This is a genomic window from Lutispora saccharofermentans, from assembly GCF_024363565.1.
Lineage (GTDB): Bacteria > Bacillota > Clostridia > Lutisporales > Lutisporaceae > Lutispora > Lutispora saccharofermentans.
The window spans coordinates 101,455-117,319 of record NZ_JAJEKE010000007.1; the positions used below are offsets into that span (position 1 = coordinate 101,455).

Here is a 15,865-nt window from a genome sequence, read left to right on the forward strand (position 1 = left end):
ATATGAATAAGGATAAATTGGCGGCTTTTATTATTTCTCATCAAGGAAAGATGATTGGCGCGCTCATGGGTTTCCTGGTAGGTATCTTTTTGCTGACCTTAGGCTTTTTTAAAACGCTTCTTTTATCAATTTGTATAGCTGTGGGTTATTATTTTGGCAAAAAAATAGATAATAAAGAAGATATAGTGCAATTTATTGAAAGATTGCTCAATTCATATGGTAAAAAATAAGGAGGATACAATGTGCTTATGAGCAGACGTTTACTAAGACAGAGTGCTTTTAAGATAATCTTCAGTTTCCATTTTAATGATGATGATATAGAAGAAATATTTAAAGAGATATCTGAAGAGCCTAATATTTTTCTGATTCAAGAAGAGGATGAACATATACCTTTTAATGAGCTGAACGAAAAGGAGAAAAAGTTTTTTTATGATTTAGTCAAGGGCACTCTTGAAAATGTAGAGAAAATAGATGATATGATTAAGAGCAATCTTAAATCTTGGACCATGGATAGAATTGCTAAGGTTGATCTTACTATTTTAAGGATGGCGATTTATGAACTGTTATATTCCGAAGATGTCCCTTATAGTGTTGCAATCAATGAAGCGATAGAGCTTGGTAAAGTGTTTGGAACCGATGATTCCGGCAGCTTCATTAATGGGGTATTGGGGAAAGTACAAAGAGAAATTGATAAGTCAGGTGAATGATTTTGTATTATATGGGTATTGACACCAGTTGTTATACTACTTCTGTTGCTTTGATAGATGACAAAGGGTATTTGATTATGGATAAGAGGATAATGATCAAGGTAAAAGCAGGGGAAAGAGGCATACGTCAATCGGACGCGATTTATCAGCACATTGAGAACTTGGACATACTATTGGAAGATGTATTCGGCAGTTTTGATGCATCTCATGTAAAAGCTATAGGGGTAAGCTCTAAGCCGAGAAATAATCCTGATTCCTATATGCCTGTTTTTAATAGCGGTTTACATATAGGTAAAGTTATGAGTCTATGCTTAAAAACACCATTGTTTTTATTGTCTCACCAGGAAAATCATATTCTCTCCGGTTTGTGGTCTCAACAGCTTGTTCCGGATAAGCCCTTTTTAGCATATCATATGTCCGGAGGAACCACAGAGCTGCTTTTAGTAGAAGGATATGAGAGAATGGCAATAAAGGTTATAGGAGGTTCTTCTGACCTAAAGGCAGGGCAATTTATAGACAGGGTAGGAGTAGCAATGGGTTTCAGCTTTCCCTGCGGAAAAGAGATGGACATGCTGTCCAAATCAGAAAAAGAAGTGGATACATCTATTCCATTTTCAGTTAAAGATAGCTATGCAAGTTTTTCAGGACCAGAAACTTTTGCGCAAAAAATCATTAAATCAAAGCAATATGATAAAGCTAGACTTTCAAAGGCTGTATTTTTATCTGTTGCAAAGTCGGTTGAAGAAACTCTCATTAATTCAAAGAGCTTAACAGAATGGAAGGATGTTCTTTTTATCGGAGGAGTTTCATCCAACAGCACAATCATTGAGTATTTATCGAATAGCCACAGACTAAAGGCATATGATATAAAACCTGTTTTTTCCCATAGAAGGTATGCTACCGATAATGCTCTGGGCTGTGCAGTTTATGCAAAAGAAAAATATGAGAGAGAAGCTGGAGGGCTAAATGGAGAATATTAAAGCTTTTACTGTCACCGAGGTAAACTTATACCTTAGACAGCTTTTGGAAAAAGACCTTTTGTTGTCTCATATTTATGTAAAGGGAGAGATATCAAACCTGAAAATACATTCTTCAGGGCATGTTTATTTTTCATTAAAGGATAGAGAATCCAGAATTAAATGTGTGATGTTCAAGAGCAGTTTCAGCAGGTTGAAATTTTTGCCTGAAGAAGGCATGCAGGTAATTGTTAGGGGATATTTATCAATATATGAGAGAGACGGTCAATATCAATTATATGCTGAGGGCATGATTGCAGAGGGTGCAGGAGAGTTATATAAAGCATATGAGCAGTTAAAGAATAGATTGGAGATTGAGGGCCTCTTCGATAAGGAGCACAAGAAGCCTCTTCCTTTGCTGCCTGGAAAGGTTGGTATAGTGACTTCTGCTACAGGCGCCGCACTAAGAGATATGATATCCATAGGCAGGAGAAGGAATCCCAATATAGATATTTACTTATATCCCACTTTGGTTCAAGGGGAGAAAGCATCGGAAGAAATATGTGAAGGAATAAATTACTTTAATAGATTTAATAAAGTAGATGTTATAATAGTAGGCAGGGGCGGAGGATCAATCGAAGAGCTATGGTGCTTTAATGAGGAAATTGTAGCGAGAACCATATATGAATCGGATATACCCGTAGTCTCGGCAGTCGGTCATGAGACTGATTTTACTATAGCAGATTTTGCTGCTGATGTAAGGGCTGCTACGCCTTCAGCGGCTGCAGAACTGGTTTTTCCCGATAAGCAGCAGTTATATTCTTATATCAATAAGCTGCAAAGCCATATTTATGCGTCTATGCTTTCCTATATCAGAGACAAGAAGATACTGTTGAATAAATTGACAAGTACGAGTTCTATTCGATACACGGAGACTAAGATCCTCAATTTGAGACAGTCTCTGCAAAACATGAAGGAAGGCCTTGACACAGCTATGAAGGACTTTCTTCAAATCCATCGGAATAATTTATATTTATATAATGAAAAGCTTAACATATTGAATCCGGCTTCTTATTTGAACAGGGGCTATGCCTATGTAAAAAAAGAAGAAACCGGGGAATTGGTAAAAACCATAAAAATGATACATAACGGTGATGTCTTAAATATTTATCTGAAGGATGGATATGCATCCGCCATAGTGAGAACAATTTGTGAAGGGGATTGAATATGAGTAATGAATTGAGTTTTGAAAAGGCTATGAAAAGGCTTGAGGAAATTGTTAATTGCCTTGAGAATGGGAATCTTACTTTGGATGAAGCCTTGGAAGCGTATAATGAAGGAATAAAGCTATCTTTTTATTGCAATAAAAAATTAGAAGAAGCTGAGGGTAAAATCGTTAAAATAATAAATGATAATGATGCTTATAAAGAAACTGATATATATAATGAATTGAAGGAGTAGCTTATGAATATTAGCCAATTTATAGAAAGATATTCAGGGGTTATAGAGAAGCATTTGAACTCGTTATATCCGGCAGATTCGAGTTTGCCGATAATAGAAGAGGCCATGAAGTACAGCCTGCTGGGAGGAGGCAAGAGATTGCGCCCGCTCCTGGCAATTATGTCATGCCAGTTATTCGACGGGCCAATCGATGAGGTTGTGCCATATGCTTGCTGCATAGAGCTTATACATACCTATTCATTGATACATGACGATCTGCCCTCCATGGATAATGACGATTACCGAAGGGGCAAACTATCGAATCACAAGGTTTATGGTGAAGGCTTTGCACTTTTAGCCGGGGATGGCTTGTTAAACAATGCCTACGAAATATTGCTTGATTGCGTAATCAGTAATCCGACAGAATCGAGGATTAGGGCTGCTTCTGTTATCAGCAAGGCAGCAGGGATTTCTGGCATGATCGGCGGACAGGCAATAGACCTTTACTATGAAGACAAGAAAATTGACATAGATAAGCTGAATGAAATGCACAGCAAGAAGACCGGAGCCTTAATAAAGGCTTCTCTGGAGGTAGGCGCTGTTATTTCTCAAGCAGCAGAAGAAGATATAGAAAGGATCAGATTATACGGAGAAAGCCTTGGAAGAGCTTACCAAATATCTGATGACATCCTGGATGTAGTAGGAACAAAGGAAAAGATGGGGAAGACTATAGGAAAAGATGCCAAAGAAAATAAAGCTACTTATGTGACTTATTATGGCCTCGAAAAGTCTGAGAAGCTGCTTACGGAAACCATTGATGATGCTAAGCAGGCGCTCCGGGCATATGGCAGCAAGGCTAAACTTCTAATGGAGTTTGCAGATTTTATAGCATGCAGGGATGCATGATAAAGGAGGATTGTTTTTGAACTTTTTTATAGAGATTTCCGAAAATAAAGTGTTATTATCGAGCTTTACGGCATGGTTTATAGCCCAATTCATGAAAATATGCCTTACTCTATATAAAGATAAGAAATTGGATTTGACACGATTTGTAGGCTCCGGCGGTATGCCCAGCTCACATACGTCTTTTGTAACTGCTTTAGCTACCTCTGTGGGCAAAATAAACGGTTGGGATTCCACCTCCTTTGCTATTACCCTCTGCTTTGCATTAGTGGTGATGTATGATGCTGCCGGTGTAAGAAGAGCAGCGGGCAATCAAGCAAAGGTCCTGAATATAATTATTGACGATTTGTCTCAGCATAAACCCTTGGGAGAAGAAAAGCTGAAAGAACTCATTGGACATACTCCGAAAGAAGTTCTTGCAGGAGCCATATTAGGAATAATAATTGCTAATTTACTGGCATAATACTAAAAAGGCAGGTTTAACAATGTATAAATTCTTAGAGAAAATAAACAATCCGGAAGATTTAAAAAACCTGAATCATGATGAGCTTGATTATCTCAGCCAGGATATCAGAGATTATATAATAGAAGTAGTTTCAAAGAATGGCGGACATCTTGCTTCCAATCTTGGTGTTGTTGAGTTGACCTTGGCTTTACACAGGGTTTTTAATTCGCCAAAGGATAAAATAATCTGGGATGTAGGTCATCAATCCTATGTTCACAAGATAATTACCGATCGCAAGGAGAGCTTTAAGACACTAAGAACCCTAGGTGGTATCAGCGGTTTTCCCAAAGCATCGGAAAGTCCTCATGATGTATTTGATACAGGGCATAGCAGCACTTCTATATCTGCTGCTTTAGGCATGGCAAAGGCAAGAGATTTAAAAGGTGAAGATTACTCTATAGTAGCTGTTATAGGAGACGGATCTTTAGGCGGAGGATTAGCATTGGAGGCTTTGAACAATGCTGCAAATCTAAATACCAATATAATATTGATTTTAAATGACAATGAGATGTCTATATCCAAGAACGTAGGCGGCTTGAGCACTTATCTAGGAAGGCTTAGAACAGGCAAGATATACTTTAAATTTAAAAGAGAGATGGAGTTTATTTTTAATAAAATACCGGTTGTAGGGAAAAGCCTTTATAAAGCAGCGTATAAATGCCGCGATTGGTTTAAATACTTGGTAGTAAAGGGTATCATGTTTGAAGAGCTGGGATTTAAATACCTGGGCCCCATAGATGGGCACAATATCAAGACCATGGAAAGAATATTATCTAATGCAAAGAGCTACAAGAAACATCCTGTACTGATCCATGTTGTCACAAAAAAAGGAAACGGTTATCGAATAGCTGAAGATAAACCCGAAAAGTATCATAGCGTTGGCCCTTTCCTTGTTGAAACCGGTGAATCATTGACTAAAAGCAACGGTAGATCCTATTCCTCGGTTTTCGGTGATAAAATAGCAGAACTTGCAAAGAAGGATGAAAAAATAGTAGCGATTACGGCTGCCATGCCGGAAGGCACAGGCTTAAACAAGTTCGCCGAGGAATTTAAGGATAGAGTTTTCGATGTAGGAATTGCAGAGCAGCATGCCGTAACTTTTTCTGCAGGCTTGGCCAAAGGCGGCTTTAAGCCGATCTTTGCCGTATATTCAACTTTTCTTCAAAGAGCTTATGATCAAGTGCTTCATGATATATGCCTGCAAAACCTTTCCGTTATATTTGCCATTGATAGAGCGGGCTTAGTAGGACAAGACGGTGAGACTCACCAGGGTATATTTGATATATCTTATCTTAGAAGCTTGCCCAATATAACACTGATGAGCCCTAAATCAGGCAAAGAACTGGAGAATATGCTGGAATATGCTTTGAAGCTTGAAGGCCCCGTTGCCATAAGATACCCCAGGGGTGAGGCGGCTGAATATAGCTTTGAAGAAAAGCCTGTTAACTATGGGAAAGGCGAAATATTGCTCAATGGTGATGATGGAATTATTATTGCTGAAGGAACCATGGTTAAGAGGGCAATCCAAGTATGTGAAGCTTTAAATAAGCAAAATATAAATATGACTCTGGTAAACATACGATTCATTAAGCCGCTGGATGAACATCTGCTGGATGAAATGGCATCAAAGGCTATTCCTATTTATACTCTTGAAGATAATATATTTGAGGGAGGCTTTGGCAGCAGTATATTAGAATATTATTCTTCAAAGGAGAAGGATGTAGCTTTGAAAATTTTTGCTCACAAAAACGGGATCATAACCCATGGTGAGACCAGCGAGCTGATGAAGCTTGAAAAGCTTGATAATGATAGCATATGTGAGGCAATAATATCGGATATTCGGGTGAGAAAAAATGGAGAAAGATAAAATCAGATTAGATGTCCTGCTGACAGAAAAAGGGCTGGCTGAAAGCAGAGAAAAAGCCCGGGCAATTATCATGTCCGGGATTGTTTATGTCGATGAAAACAAGGTGGATAAACCGGGTACTAAGATTTCGGCTGATTCCAATATTCAGATAAAAGGATCTACCTTGCCTTATGTCAGCAGAGGAGGCCTGAAGCTTGCCAAAGCCGTCGACTTTTTTCATATTAATTTAAAAGATGTTATTGCAGCTGACATAGGAGCCTCAACGGGAGGCTTTACAGATTGCATGCTTCAAAACGGAGCCGTAAAAGTATACGCTATTGATGTAGGATACGGGCAACTGGCATGGAAGCTGAGAAGCGATGAGCGTGTTGTTGTAATGGAGAGGACAAATATCAGATATGTCACACCTGACATGATGCAAGAGAAATTAGATTTTGCATCTATTGATGTATCCTTTATCTCTCTGAAAAAAGTTTTACCGGCTGTAATTTCTATATTAAAGGACGAAGCTTCTTTGGTTTGCCTCATAAAACCGCAATTTGAAGCCGGTAGAGAAAAAATAGGGAAAAAGGGTGTGGTCAGAGATAAGAATGTTCATATTGAGGTCATGGCGGAAATATGTAATTTTTGTCAGGCTTCTATGAATATCGAGATAAATGGCCTTACTTATTCTCCTATCAGAGGGCCTGAAGGCAACATAGAATATTTGATTTTTTTAAAAAAGACATTGAATCCTGAAAAAAATAAAGTATTTGATGATAAAATCATTGATATTGTTGATGAAGCCAATGAATATTTTAAATAGTTTGGCAAAACATATGGATATATTTTCATATTTAATGTAAAATTATATATGGATATTTGATGGACATAAAATAATCAATTATAATATATACTGGATGGTGTTAGTATTTGTCGAGAATAGGTATTATACCAAACTTAAGCAAGGACAACGATTTGCATTTGACTGAAAGCATTGCAAAATGGTTGCTAGACAATGAACAGGAAGTTTTATTAGGCAATAGCATTGCTTCCAGAATTGGAAAGCCTGAGTTGGGTTTAAAAAATGAAGATATTTTTATGAATAGTGATTTTTTAATAGTCTTAGGTGGAGATGGAACACTTTTAAATATTGCCAGACAATCAGCATATTATAACGTACCCCTTTTTGGAATAAATTTAGGCCATTTGGGTTTTCTCACTGAGGTTGAAGCTGAGGAAATGTTCCCCGCTCTGGAAAAATTAATTGCCGGAGAATATGAGATAGAAAAAAGGATGATGCTGGAAGCTACTGTTGAAACTGATAACATTCAGCTTGAAAAATCGGTGGCGCTGAATGATATAGGAATAACCAAGGGCCCCTTTGCAAGGATCATCAGATTGGGTATTTATATCAATGATGATTTCGTAGATTTATATTCCGCTGATGGAGTTGTTATATCAAGCCCAACGGGATCAACTGCCTATTCTTTATCTGCAGGCGGTCCCATAGTAAGCCCCGAGGTAAAGGTAATGATAATAACTCCTATATGTCCCCATATCCTTCATTCAAGATCTATCGTAGTTTCAAATGAAGATGTCGTTAAAATTGAGGTTTGCCAGAACAATACGGAGGTCATGCTTACTGTTGATGGACAACAGGGCTATAAGTTAAAGGCAGGAGATGTTGTTACTATAAGACAAGCTCAATGTCATACCAGTCTGGTTAAGCTAAAGGACAGAAGTTTTTTTCAAGTGCTTAGAAAAAAAATATCAGAGAAATGGGACTCAAACCGTAAATTTTAAAAAATGGAGGGAACAAAATGAAAATTTCCAGGCACGCCAAAATACTTGAGATTATTGAAGACTACATAATCGAAACCCAGGAAGAATTAGCTGAGATGTTGAAAAAGAATGGTATTAATGTTACTCAGGCCACCGTATCCAGGGATATTAAGGAATTAAGGTTGATCAAGGTCCTCACTGAGGATGGAAAATATAAATATGCGGCTATGAAAGAACAGGATAATATGCTGAATGAGCGTCTTTATAAAGTTTTTGCCGAAACGGTTTTGAGTTTAGACTATGCAGGCAATTTTATTGTAATCAAGACATTTTCTGGTGCGGCCAATGCGGCAGCAGAAGCTCTGGATGCCTTTGATTTAAAAGAGATAGTAGGTACAGTAGCAGGAGATAATACAATTTTTGTTTTGGTCAGAAATCAAGAGAATGTTATACCTGTTATTGAAAGGTTTAAAAAACTTATGAAATAGGTGAAATCTATGCTTCATGAATTATATATTAAAAACTTTATAATTTTTCATGAGGAAAGGGTAAGCTTTACTGATGGATTTAATGTGATAACCGGAGAAACCGGCTCGGGCAAATCGGTTATAATAGATGCGATTGGAGCTCTTTGCGGCGGAAAATTCAGCAAGGATGATATAAGGAGTGGAGCTGACAAGGCTTTTGTTCAGGGACTTTTTATTCTTTCGGACTCTCTGAAGGAGATTGAAGAGATACTGGAAAGCTATGGAATAAGCATGGAAGAAGATGGTTCCCTACTGATACAGAGGGAAGTCAGCATGGCAGGGAAAAGCTTATGCCGAATAAACGGACAGGCAGTCACACTGACTATGCTAAAAAATATCAGCCCTTATTTGATAGATATAGTAGCACAAAATGAACATCAGCTTTTATTTAAGCCTTCTATGCATATCAGATTTTTAGATGGCTTTGGTTCAGAAGAATTTTTTCAAATAATGAAGGAAATAGCTGCTTTGGTTGATAACATAAATTCCTTGACCGGAAAGCTTCAACAACTCTATGGAACGAGTCAAGAAAGGGAAAGAAAGCTTGACCTGCTGAAGTATCAGATTGACGAGATCGATAATGCTAATTTATCCTTAGGAGAATATGAGAAGCTAATAAACCGCAAAAAGCTATTGAATAATAGCGAAAAGCTCTTTAACGTGATTTCATCAATATATCGGGAATTATTTCAAGGCGATGAAAAAGGGAAAAGTGTCTTAGATAATATAGGAAGCTCTCTGGAGTCCATGGAGAATATAAATGAAATAGATGAAAATTTAAATGATTTTAAAGATACTATAGCAGACTGCTTTTATAAATTGGAGGATCTGAGAAACCCGATAAGGAAATATAGAGATAATATTGAATTTGACAGCGGAGAAATTGAAGTGATTGAAGAAAGGCTTGAAATTATCAATAAACTCGCGAGAAAATATGGGAATTCAATAGAAAATATACTGCAATACAGAGAAGAAGCTATTTCAGAGTACGAAAGCCTTAAGAACAGTCAAGCTGTAATAAGTGAATATGAGCAAGAGATTGATCGCCTGAAAGAAAAATATTTTGAAAAAGCTTTTTTATTGTCCAATATGCGAGAAAAGCTTTCGTCGACATTGGAAGATATGGTTGAAAAAGAACTAAGAGATTTAAATATGACCGGAGCAAGATTTATTGTCAATATAGAAAAACGAGAAGAGCATATTGATAAAGAGGGCATTGATAAGGTGGAGTTTATGCTGTCCGCAAATCCCGGAGAAGCTGAAAAACCATTGATAAAAGTCGCATCCGGAGGAGAAGTATCCAGAGTAATGCTAGGTATAAAATCTGTGCTGTCTCGTTTTAAAAAGCATGATTGTATGGTATTTGATGAAATTGATGCAGGGATTGGAGGACATACAGCTAATGTGGTTGGCCAAAAGCTTTACAATATTTCTAAGTTTATTCAGACTATATGTATAACTCACTTGCCCCAGATCGCTTGTTATTCTGATAATCATATTAATGTCAGCAAACATATTGAAAGCAATAAAACTTTTTCGGAAATTAAAAATTTAACGGAAGAGGAAAGGATTTCTGAAATCGCAAAAATGATAGCCCTTGGTAATGATTATGATTTTTCACTAAGTATGGCAAAAGAGTTATTAGAAAGTAAAAAGGCTTGATTAAAGCCTTTTTTAATTATTAAAAAGTATAAATTTCCTTAATCTTAGCTTTTCATAAAATTCATTTCAATAAAGCTTCATCGATTTAAAATACTTGGCAAAGCATTCTCATTTTAAAATTATGACAATTATTTAATAGAATAATGGGACTATGAAATAGGAAAATTAAATTATAGAGAAAGAAATTTGAAGGTTGAATTCTTCTGGGGAAACAGGAGAGTGAAGCTTTTGGCAGTATTTAATAAAAACAATGGTTGGAGGAGTATAATATCCTTTTTTATTTTATGCCTAGTTTTGACAGGATTATCACAGATATCTAATTTATCTGAAAAAAATTATCTGCCTCAAGGTGAAGTAAAGATCTTTAGTTTGCTATCTAAAAAAAATAATACGGTCAGTGTTGCGCCTGATATACAAGTAATACCATCAGGAGAATCTATTGGAGTTAAAATTGAATCAAAAGGGGTTTTAGTCGTTGGGTTATCGACAATAACAGATATAAGCGGGAAAAAAGTGTGTCCTGCTTCAGAAGGAGGCTTCGCTAGTGGCGATAAGATCCTGAAGATAAATGGTGAAAACATAGAAAATGAAAAAGATATAATTGAAATAATCAATGATGTAGAGAACAAAGGGAAAAAGGTAAAAGTATCCATTGAAAGAAAAGGAAAGCCTCTGGAATTGACAATAAGGCCTGTGCAAAGCAACGAAGATAAGCTTTTTAAGATGGGCTTGTGGGTCAGAGATAATATTGCAGGCGTTGGGACCATGACGTTTTATGAGCCTGACTCGGGTGAGTTCGGTGCGCTTGGGCACGGAATCACTGATATAGATTCGGGTGTTTTGATCGATATTGACAAAGGGAAAATAATGAAATCCAAGGTAATAAGTATTCAAAGAGCCAAGAAAGCTGCTCCAGGCGAAATTGTAGGTCTTTTTACAGATAATGGCGGAGTTTATGGTGTTATCAATAAAAATACTGCTTTTGGAATTTATGGAGTTTTAGAAAGAAACAGCATAAATAAAAGATCTGCTTCTATGCCTATAGCTTTGAGCAGCCAGGTAAAAGAAGGGCCGGCTAAGATATTGACTACTATTGAAGACAACAAAGTTGAAGAGTTTGACATTGAAATCCAAAAAATATTTAGACAAAACAATGCAGATTCAAAAAGTATGATCATAAGAATAACAGATGAAAGATTGATAGAAAAAACAGGCGGAATAGTGCAGGGCATGTCAGGCAGCCCCATTATACAAAACGGAAGGCTTGTGGGAGCTGTGACCCATGTTTTGATCAATGATCCGCTCAGAGGATATGGCATATTTGCTGAATGGATGATAAAAGAAACAAATATCAGCCCTGCCTCCAGCTATAAATCTGTAGTAGGTCAGTGAATAAAGTAGGTCAAACGCAGCTTTAACACCGTTTGGCCTACTGGCATTTAATTTTGCAAAATTTGTAGTTTTTTTTAAGTATTTTATTGTCTCAATTTGTTTGAATTTTATGAACGATACTTGGCATTATATAGCAGGAAATGAATTTACTGTGTCGAATTACTATTTAGACTACTAAAAAGGGGGAGATTTTATGGATTTGAGTAAAATTAAAATAGTTATTGCTGATGATAATAAGGATTTTTGTGGTATTTTAAGTGAATATCTAGAGATGCAAGATGACTTTGAGATTGTCGGTACTGCTAAGGATGGCCTTGAGACTCTAGACCTGATCGCATCCAAGCTGCCGGATATTGTAATATTAGATATTATAATGCCCCATCTTGATGGATTAGGTGTATTGGAAAAATTGAACAGCATGAAATTGGAGAAAATTCCTAAGGTTATAATTCTTTCTGCTGTCGGTCAAGACAAAATTACACAAAAAGCATTGGCATTAGGCGCTGAATATTATGTTGTAAAACCATTTGACATGGATATATTCGCAAAAAGGATCAGGGAATCAATGGGCATTATGTCAGCAGGCTCAGAAAAAAAGATATTGTTTCAATCGCCTTCTATCAGTGTGTCCGCTAATGTTCCCAGCCAAGATTTAGAGTCTGCGATAACAGGAATCATACATGAGATCGGTGTCCCTGCACATATAAAGGGGTACATATACTTGAGAGAAGCAATAACTATGGTGGTCAATAACATGGAGCTGCTCAGTGCGGTAACAAAAGAACTATATCCATCCATAGCAAGAAAATTCAATACTACGTCAAGCAGAGTAGAAAGAGCGATAAGACATGCTATAGAAGTTGCATGGGGTCGAGGAAGACTGGAAGTCATAAATAATTTGTTCGGTTATACAATACATAATGACAAAGGAAAGCCTACAAACTCAGAATTTATTGCTATGGTTGCAGATAAACTCAGACTGGAAATGAAGATAAGTTAATATGCATTAATAAATAATACTTAATAAGCTTTATATCGGGATCAAGTACATAATGCAGCGGTGGAAGTCCACCGCTGCATCGCTTTGTGTTCTAAAGAAGAGAAGAAAATGTTCTTGCCAAAGCGTCGATAAATTTCACTGCTCTTGGAAGCCCTTCATAATATTTTATAGTCATCTCTGTACTGTTGTTTAGATCATCACAAAACATGCTTTCCAACTCTTGACTTTTTTCTTCATCATAAATCATAGCATTTATTTCATAATTTAGCTCATAGCTTCTCATATCCATATTAGCAGTACCTACTGACGCTATTTTACCGTCGACAGTGATGGTTTTGGCATGCACAAAGCCTTCCTTATCGTAAAAGAATACTTTTGCACCACATTTTATGAGTTCAAAGAGAAAAGTTCTCGATGCATGATAGACCAAAAAATGATCATACTTGCCGGGAAACAGTATTTTTACTTCAATGCCTGACAGAGCTGCAATCTTTAATGCTTCCATTATGCTTTCACTGGGCACAAAATATGGTGTAGTGATATATATATGATGCTTCGCCATACTTATCATTTTTAATATTCCTTGCATTATTGCCGGATAACTTGAGTCTGGGCCGCTTTTTACTAATTGAAGCACCTTGCCCGAATATTTATTGGGAACCGGAAAATACGCTTCAAAGTCGTCATCATCGAAAGTATATTCTTTTAAAGCTTTTTTTATAGTGATATAGTCATCAAGGAAAACAGCCTGCAAACCGAGTACAAAATCTCCCCTTATCATAAGATGCGTATCTCGCCAATATCCTAATTTACTCTTGCCAAGGTATTCATCGCCTATATTTATTCCGCCTATAAAGCCTATTATGCCATCAATGATCGCTATTTTTCTATGATTTCTATAGTTGATTTGCGTGTTTATGCTTCTCAGGAGAGGAGCTAAGAAGTATGAATACTGAATTACCTCAACACCTGCATTTCTAAGCTCGGATATATATTTCTTTCCCAGCTTTATAGAACCGACACGGTCCAGGATGAGCTTTACTTTAACACCTTCATGTGACTTTTCAATCAAAATATTTTTGATTTTATTGCCTATCAAATCATTTTTTACTATGTAGTATTCCATATGTATGTGATTTCTGGCTTTCAATAATTCCTGCTTGAGCACTTCAAATTTTTCCTCACCATTTTTAAATATGCTTATATCATTATTGATAAAAATGGGAGAATCACTATTTTTGCCTAGCAGTTCAATCAATGATATATACTCTGAACTTTCAATTTTACATAATGCATGGTTTATCAATTCTTTAATTATCGGACTTATCTCATCATTCAATTTATGCCTTTTCCAATTCCGCCCCAGAAATATATAGAATAGTACTCCTAAAGGGGGCAAAAGTACGATAATAAGCAGCCAGGCTATGGTTTTTTCCGGCCTTTTTCTTTCCAGAATGACTACCAAAACTGTTATTATGATGTTTATCAATATAAATAATGAAATAGCTAGTTCTATTTGCTTGCTCATAGCACCCACCATCCTATCCTAATAATATTATATGATTAAAATCATGATAAGGATAGTATGGAATGAGCCAACAGTATTAATGTGGTCAATTATTGTTTTCGATGAGATATTTTTTAAGCGTGATGTTTTGATTTTGAATGTTATTTAGTATATAAATGAGATCTGAAAATTTGCCGACAAAATAAAAGCTTTTATTTGTTAAAATACTAAGCATATGTTTATTACCTCCCTTTTAAATGCTAAAATATTATATGTGTTTAATTTAAAATAATTCATTTTAGAGGTGGTACGATGGACGTTTTCGAAAAAACAATTGATAATAAAAATATATATAAAGGCAAAATAATCACTTTGGATTTAGAGACTGTATTATTGCCTAACAAAAAAACCGCTGATAGAGAGATAGTAAGGCATCCCGGCGCTGTCGCAATCATACCAGTTGATGAGTCAGGCAATATATATTTCGTTAAACAATTTAGGAAGGCTATAAACTCTGAACTGTTAGAAATACCTGCCGGTAAGCTTGAAAGAGGTGAAGAGCCATCTGAATGTGCTCTGCGGGAATTGCAGGAGGAAATAGGATATACGGCCGATAAGCTGACATTTATAACCGAGATATATACTTCCCCGGGGTTTGCAGATGAAAAAATATATATTTTTAAGGCCGAGGACCTGATTAAAAGTGAACTGGCAAAAGATGACGATGAGTTTATAAATATATATAGGCATAAGCCGGATGAGGTTTTTGAAATGATAAAGAAACGTGAAATTACAGATGCCAAAACTATTGTAGCTTTGATGACGGCCTTTAAACTATAGAGCATATTATGGCTGCCCCAGGCATATATTTTATAGAAAAGTGGACAAAATCTAAGGGGGTGGCAACTTGTTCGGCCGATTAAATTATGCGGCAGCTAAACATATCAGAGAAAATGGAATTTGGTATTTGTGTTTTTTTATTTTATTTTCTCTTGGAATAAGCTTCGGTGCTTTTTGGGTAAGCAAGCTTTCAATAGATTCAAAGGATCTGCTGATAAGATATGTTGAAGGATTTTTTAATCTTATACCAGGAGGTACCATATACAATGGGGGTACGTTCAGAATATCATTTATCAACAATATGATATGGATTGTTATGCTCTTTATATCTGGATTTACATATTTAGGTGCCGTTGTCTCTCCGTTGTATATGACCTTTAAAGGCTTTTGTTTTGGGTTCTCTGTCGCCTTTCTCGTTGAAAGCTTTGGAAGAAAAGGGCTAATTTTTTCACTGATATCCTTATTGCCTCATAGCATAGTTTTGATTCCGGGAACCATTTTTTTATGTACAATATCATTTCAATATAGTTTATTTTTATTAAAATCCAGGAATGATAAAAGATACGAGACTAAAAGACAAAGCTTTGCGAGTTATATTGTTCCATTTGCTTTTGGATTGGCTGCAGTGATATTATCCAGTATAATTGAGTCTTATATAACACCGGTTTTTATAAGGAGCCTTTCAGTTTTTATTATATAAATCTATTTACCTATTATAGTAATTTTTTCATGCCATGGAGGATTTTTTTGCTTTATGTTGAATATGTAAAACGATGATTAGAAAAAGGGGATAAA

At 36.2% G+C, this 15,865-nt stretch carries 17 protein-coding genes; 16 read left to right on the forward strand and 1 reads right to left on the reverse strand.

The features are described from left to right. The first annotated feature begins 2 nt into the window (after positions 1–2). From LJD61_RS09770 to spo0A, 14 genes are all read left to right on the forward strand, one after another. Positions 3–230, forward strand: a complete 228-nt coding sequence (locus LJD61_RS09770) for a DUF2273 domain-containing protein (protein WP_255227347.1) — start codon at positions 3–5, stop codon at positions 228–230. An 18-nt stretch (positions 231–248) separates the two neighbouring features. Then, positions 249–707 carry a transcription antitermination factor NusB gene (gene nusB / locus LJD61_RS09775; RefSeq protein WP_255227348.1) on the forward strand — a complete coding sequence of 153 codons (459 nt, stop codon included), beginning with the start codon at positions 249–251 and terminating at the stop codon, positions 705–707. A gap of 11 nt (positions 708–718) precedes the next feature. Further along, positions 719–1,687 carry a tRNA (adenosine(37)-N6)-threonylcarbamoyltransferase complex transferase subunit TsaD gene (locus LJD61_RS09780; protein WP_255227415.1) on the forward strand — a complete coding sequence of 323 codons (969 nt, stop codon included), beginning with the start codon at positions 719–721 and terminating at the stop codon, positions 1,685–1,687. Continuing rightward, on the forward strand, positions 1,674–2,888 hold the full coding sequence (gene xseA / locus LJD61_RS09785; RefSeq protein WP_255227349.1) for an exodeoxyribonuclease VII large subunit: 1,215 nt from the start codon (positions 1,674–1,676) through the stop codon (positions 2,886–2,888). Before LJD61_RS09780 ends, xseA begins: the two co-directional genes overlap by 14 nt. Before the next feature lie 2 nt (positions 2,889–2,890). Further along, complete coding sequence (xseB, locus tag LJD61_RS09790) at positions 2,891–3,124, forward strand: exodeoxyribonuclease VII small subunit (protein WP_255227350.1); 234 nt, start codon at positions 2,891–2,893, stop codon at positions 3,122–3,124. A 3-nt stretch (positions 3,125–3,127) separates the two neighbouring features. Then, on the forward strand, positions 3,128–4,009 hold the full coding sequence (locus LJD61_RS09795; protein WP_255227351.1) for a polyprenyl synthetase family protein: 882 nt from the start codon (positions 3,128–3,130) through the stop codon (positions 4,007–4,009). A 16-nt stretch (positions 4,010–4,025) separates the two neighbouring features. Continuing rightward, positions 4,026–4,469 (forward strand): divergent PAP2 family protein, encoded by a 444-nt coding sequence (locus LJD61_RS09800; protein ID WP_255227352.1) that lies wholly within the window; start codon positions 4,026–4,028, stop codon positions 4,467–4,469. Positions 4,470–4,491: 22 nt separating this feature from the next. Beyond that, positions 4,492–6,378, forward strand: coding sequence for a 1-deoxy-D-xylulose-5-phosphate synthase (gene dxs, locus LJD61_RS09805; protein WP_255227353.1), 1,887 nt, complete (start codon positions 4,492–4,494; stop codon positions 6,376–6,378). Next, a complete protein-coding gene (locus LJD61_RS09810) occupies positions 6,365–7,183 on the forward strand; it encodes a TlyA family RNA methyltransferase (RefSeq protein ID WP_255227354.1) in 819 nt (272 codons plus the stop codon). Before dxs ends, LJD61_RS09810 begins: the two co-directional genes overlap by 14 nt. Positions 7,184–7,290: 107 nt before the next feature. Next, complete coding sequence (locus LJD61_RS09815) at positions 7,291–8,163, forward strand: NAD(+)/NADH kinase (protein WP_255227355.1); 873 nt, start codon at positions 7,291–7,293, stop codon at positions 8,161–8,163. A gap of 17 nt (positions 8,164–8,180) precedes the next feature. Next, positions 8,181–8,630 (forward strand): arginine repressor, encoded by a 450-nt coding sequence (locus tag LJD61_RS09820; protein WP_255227356.1) that lies wholly within the window; start codon positions 8,181–8,183, stop codon positions 8,628–8,630. A 9-nt stretch (positions 8,631–8,639) separates the two neighbouring features. Next, entirely contained in the window at positions 8,640–10,331 is a 1,692-nt protein-coding gene (gene recN / locus LJD61_RS09825; protein ID WP_255227357.1) for a DNA repair protein RecN, read from the forward strand. A 186-nt stretch (positions 10,332–10,517) separates the two neighbouring features. Continuing rightward, positions 10,518–11,723 carry a SpoIVB peptidase gene (spoIVB, locus tag LJD61_RS09830; protein ID WP_255227358.1) on the forward strand — a complete coding sequence of 402 codons (1,206 nt, stop codon included), beginning with the start codon at positions 10,518–10,520 and terminating at the stop codon, positions 11,721–11,723. Positions 11,724–11,916: 193 nt separating this feature from the next. Next, positions 11,917–12,723 (forward strand): sporulation transcription factor Spo0A, encoded by an 807-nt coding sequence (gene spo0A / locus LJD61_RS09835; protein ID WP_255227359.1) that lies wholly within the window; start codon positions 11,917–11,919, stop codon positions 12,721–12,723. A gap of 91 nt (positions 12,724–12,814) precedes the next feature. Here spo0A and cls read toward each other — a convergent pair whose 3' ends face one another. Beyond that, positions 12,815–14,251 carry a cardiolipin synthase gene (gene cls / locus LJD61_RS09840; RefSeq protein ID WP_255227360.1) on the reverse strand — a complete coding sequence of 479 codons (1,437 nt, stop codon included), beginning with the start codon at positions 14,249–14,251 and terminating at the stop codon, positions 12,815–12,817. Positions 14,252–14,542: 291 nt separating this feature from the next. Between cls and LJD61_RS09845 the strand changes: the two genes are divergently transcribed. Together LJD61_RS09845 and spoIIM are read left to right on the forward strand one after the other, a co-directional pair. Beyond that, positions 14,543–15,070, forward strand: a complete 528-nt coding sequence (locus LJD61_RS09845) for an NUDIX hydrolase (RefSeq protein WP_255227361.1) — start codon at positions 14,543–14,545, stop codon at positions 15,068–15,070. Positions 15,071–15,137: 67 nt separating this feature from the next. Further along, the gene (gene spoIIM / locus LJD61_RS09850) at positions 15,138–15,770 is read left to right on the forward strand and encodes a stage II sporulation protein M (RefSeq protein WP_255227362.1); all 633 of its coding nucleotides are present in this window, start codon (positions 15,138–15,140) and stop codon (positions 15,768–15,770) included. Positions 15,771–15,865: the final 95 nt, after the last annotated feature.